This is a genomic window from Komagataeibacter sp. FXV3 (genome assembly GCF_015155755.1).
GTDB lineage: Bacteria > Pseudomonadota > Alphaproteobacteria > Acetobacterales > Acetobacteraceae > Komagataeibacter.
In genome coordinates, this window is the sequence record NZ_VWPI01000063.1 from 1 (window position 1) to 3584 (window position 3584).

The 3584-nt window shown below is 63.0% G+C and carries 3 protein-coding genes and 1 pseudogene; 2 read left to right on the forward strand and 2 right to left on the reverse strand.

What is annotated here, in order from left to right:
- A pseudogene (locus tag F1542_RS06350) lies at positions 1 to 375 on the reverse strand (energy transducer TonB); the annotation flags it as partial.
- A 118-nt stretch (positions 376 to 493) separates the two neighbouring features.
- Between F1542_RS06350 and F1542_RS06355 the strand changes: the two are divergent.
- Both F1542_RS06355 and F1542_RS06360 read left to right on the forward strand, forming a co-directional pair.
- Positions 494 to 955, forward strand: a complete 462-nt coding sequence (locus F1542_RS06355) for a DUF2946 family protein (RefSeq protein ID WP_227672531.1) — start codon at positions 494 to 496, stop codon at positions 953 to 955.
- Positions 956 to 1020: 65 nt separating this feature from the next.
- Positions 1021 to 3168, forward strand: coding sequence for a TonB-dependent receptor domain-containing protein (locus tag F1542_RS06360; RefSeq protein ID WP_193732302.1), 2148 nt, complete (start codon positions 1021 to 1023; stop codon positions 3166 to 3168).
- 87 nt (positions 3169 to 3255) lie between these two features.
- On the opposite strand, the gene F1542_RS06365 is transcribed toward F1542_RS06360, so the two are convergent.
- A partial coding sequence (locus F1542_RS06365) for a transposase (RefSeq protein WP_193732303.1) occupies positions 3256 to 3584 on the reverse strand: 329 nt, incomplete at its 5' end.

A 3584-nucleotide genomic window follows, 5' to 3' on the forward strand; every position in this document is an offset into this window, starting at 1 on the left:
CTGTGGCTGTGGCTGTGGCTGTGGCTGTGGCTGTGGCTGTGGCTGTGGCTGTGGCTGTGGCTGTGGCTGTGGCTGTGGCTGTGGCTGTGGCTGTGGCTGTGGCTGTGGCTGTGGCTGTGGCTGTGGCTGTGGCGTAGCCGGTCTGGGGGGCGTTGCAACCTCCGGCCGGTCAAAAAAGACCTGGATGGCGTTTTTTTCACTGGGGGCTGCCGGCACCTTCGTGCCGCCCGGCAGCAGCCATGCGCCAATCACGCCATGCCCCAGCACCGCCAGCAGCACCGCCCACCCGGCCGCCATGCGCGCCCAGCGCCCACGTGCCCGCACGCCGTCGGGGACAAGCAGTCTGGCTGCTGTTCTGTCTTGCTGTTGCGGCACGGTTCCACCCATTGTAGCCGGTACGGCGGCGTGCATCCATTTGACAAAAAGGAATGCACCCACGAGAACATAAATCTGTTACCGTCTTATCTTACAACCACAAAGAGCCTGTTCAATCATGGGCCACGCCCGTCACCCCTTCATGCATGACATGCCTGTGATCCGCTGGGTCATGGTGCTGTGCGCGTGCCTGGGGCTGTGGGGGCAATTGCTGATTGAAAGCCGCAGCATGCCGGGGGAACTGCCCCGGGCCACCATCATGCGGCTGACGGGGATCGATATCGCCCCGCCGGGACATGCGGCCACCACGGTCCATGGCACCACCCATCATCATGCCATGATGGGTAACATGCACGCGGCCCCGCACGACATGGCGGCCCATCCGGGCCATGACCATGGCGAAGGCTGCCCGCTATGCCCGCTCCTGCACCTGCCCGCCCTTGCGCTGACGCTCCTGCCATTCCTGCCGCTGCCATCCATGGCATGGCGACAGGCCCGGCATGAACCGCGACAGCCCCGTGCGCCCCCTTCCGCTCCACTCGGCCTGCCGCCGTCACGCGGGCCACCTTCCGTTTCCTGAACCCATGCGCTGTCGCATGCCCGCCCGGGCGTGCGCATTCCCGTTTCCTGTTCAGGACATGAAAAGTGACTTCCATAAAAAGAACGGCCGCGCCCATTGCCGCGGCTGCTGGCGGCTACATGCTGGCCGCCAGCCTGTACCCCGTCATGGCGCAGGCCGAAACCACCGTGACCCTGCCCGGCCTGTCGATCGAGGACACGGCCGAGGACACCCCCATGGGCGACCGCCTGCTATCGGCCAGTTCCCCATCACAGGCATCGCGCACGGCATCCAGCCTGAGCAGCCCCGACACGGCCAACCTGTTCCGCAACCAGATGGGTGTCAGCACCTATTCAGCCGGTGGCCTTGCGTCGCTGCCGGTCATCAACGGCATGGCGGATGACCGCGTGGCAACCGTGGTCGATGGCGTGCGCATTGCCTCGGGCTGCCCCAACCACATGAACCCCGCCCTGTCCTTCATTGACCCCGACAGCGTGGACACCGCCACCGCCATTGCCGGGATCACCCCCGTCAGCATGGGCGGCGACAGCACCGGCGGCACGATCGACGTGGAACGCAAGGACCCGCAGTTCGCCCGCCATGGCAAGATACTCGTCACCGGGCATGTCACCGGCACCTATCGCAGCAATGGCGGCGGGTATGGCGCATCGGGCAGCCTGACGGTGGCCAATGACATGTTCAGCCTGCGCTACAACGCATCCTACAGCCAGGCGGGCGATTACAGTGGCGGCGGGGATGCGGGTATCGTGCGCTCCACCAGCTACCTGACCTACAACCATGCCGTGACCTTTGGCCTGCATAAGGACAACCACCTGTTCACTCTGACATTCGGGCAGCAGGACACGCCGCATGAAGGGTTCGCCAACCAGTACATGGACATGACCAACAACCGTTCCACCTTCGTCAACGGCAAGTATCTTGGCACCTTTGACTGGGGTGAACTGGAGGCCCGCGGCTACTGGCAGCGCGAGGACCACGCCATGGACTTCCTGCCCGACCGTGACAAGACCACCCACATGCCCATGAACACCAACGCCCGCATGGCGGGCTACAGCATCAAGGCCACGATACCGCTGGCGGAGGGACAGACCCTGCGGCTGGGCAGTTCGTTCGACCATTCCGGGCTGAATGACTGGTGGCCGCCCGTCGCGGACAGCATGATGATGGGACCGGGCACCTATCACAGCATCAATGACGGCCACCGCGACCGGCTGGGCCATTTCGTGGAATGGGAAGCGGCATGGACCCCGCGCGTGACCACGCTGCTGGGCTTTCGCAATGACCTGGTCATGATGAATACGGGACCGGTATCCGGCTACTCATCGACCATGAACATGGCCAACATCAACGCGGCCAACGCGTTCAACGCCACCGACCGGGGCCGGACGGACGTGAATTTCGATGTCACGGCCATGGTGCGCTGGAAGCCCCGGCGCGACCTTACGATCGAAGGGGGCTATGCGCGCAAGACACGCTCCCCCAACCTGTATGAACGCTATGCCTGGGGGCGGTCGGCCATGGTCACCAGCATGATCAACTGGTTTGGCGACGGCAACGGCTATGTCGGCAATCCCGACCTGAAGCCCGAGGTAGCCAATACCGCCTCCATCACCGCAGACTGGCATGACCCCGATGGCGACAGGTGGGACCTGAAGATCCAGCCGTACTACACCTACACCCACGATTATGTGAACGCGCAGCGCATCGCACCGGCCGGCCAGTTCTACACGCTGGGATTCGTCAACCACAATGCCCAGAGCTATGGCATCAACGGTTCGGGCAATTACCGCCTGTGGCAGAACGCCCGTTTTGGCCGGGGGGAGATCGTGGCCAACATCAACTGGGTGCGCGGGCAGGACCTGACCAATGGCGCGGGGCTGTACCACCAGATGCCGACCAACGGCAGCGTATCGCTGAATGAACGGTGGAAGAACTGGAGCGGCCGGGTGGAAATGACCTTCGTGAAAGCCAAGGACACCGTGGACTGGGTCCGCAATGAACCCCGCACCCCCGGCTATGCCCTTCTGGGGCTGGGGGGGCAGTATCACTGGCGTTACGTGACGCTGGATGCCAGCATCGACAACGTGCTGAACCAGAAATACGAGCTGCCGCTGGGTGGATGGTCGCTGGCCGATAACGCGGCTACCGGCATGCTGCGCGCGCTGCCGGGCATGGGGCGGTCATTCAATGTCAGCCTGACCGCCAACTTCTGACCACCTGCCCAAAGATCGTTTTCAAAACGGTCCGCTGATAAAAATTTACAAAATTTCCGGGTGCCGCCTTTTGGGGTCTGTTGGGAATTAACGCGAATTGATGATTGCGGCGGTGAGATAAATCATCGCTGCGAATGATCTGTCGGTCTTGTCGCTTCGCATGGCGATGCGCTTGAACTCCTTGAGCTTGCAGAAGAAGTTCTCGATGAGATGGCGCGCCTTGAACAGGGCCCCATCGAAGGATCGCCTGTCGAGGCGGTTCCGACGCTGGGAAATGACCACGCGGGCCCCTTGCGCGCGTATGGTGTCCACGATCCAGTGGACATCGAACGCCTTGTCAGCAAGAAGTCCCTCGAAATCAGCCGGTTCGAGAAGCGGCGCCACCCCGACCGTGTCGTAATGCTGGCCGGGGATAA

Excerpts from the sequence above, each read along its gene's own strand:
- F1542_RS06355 (WP_227672531.1), top strand. The coding sequence starts at position 494 with ATGGGCCACGCCCGTCACCCCTTCATGCATGACATGCCTGTGATCCGC.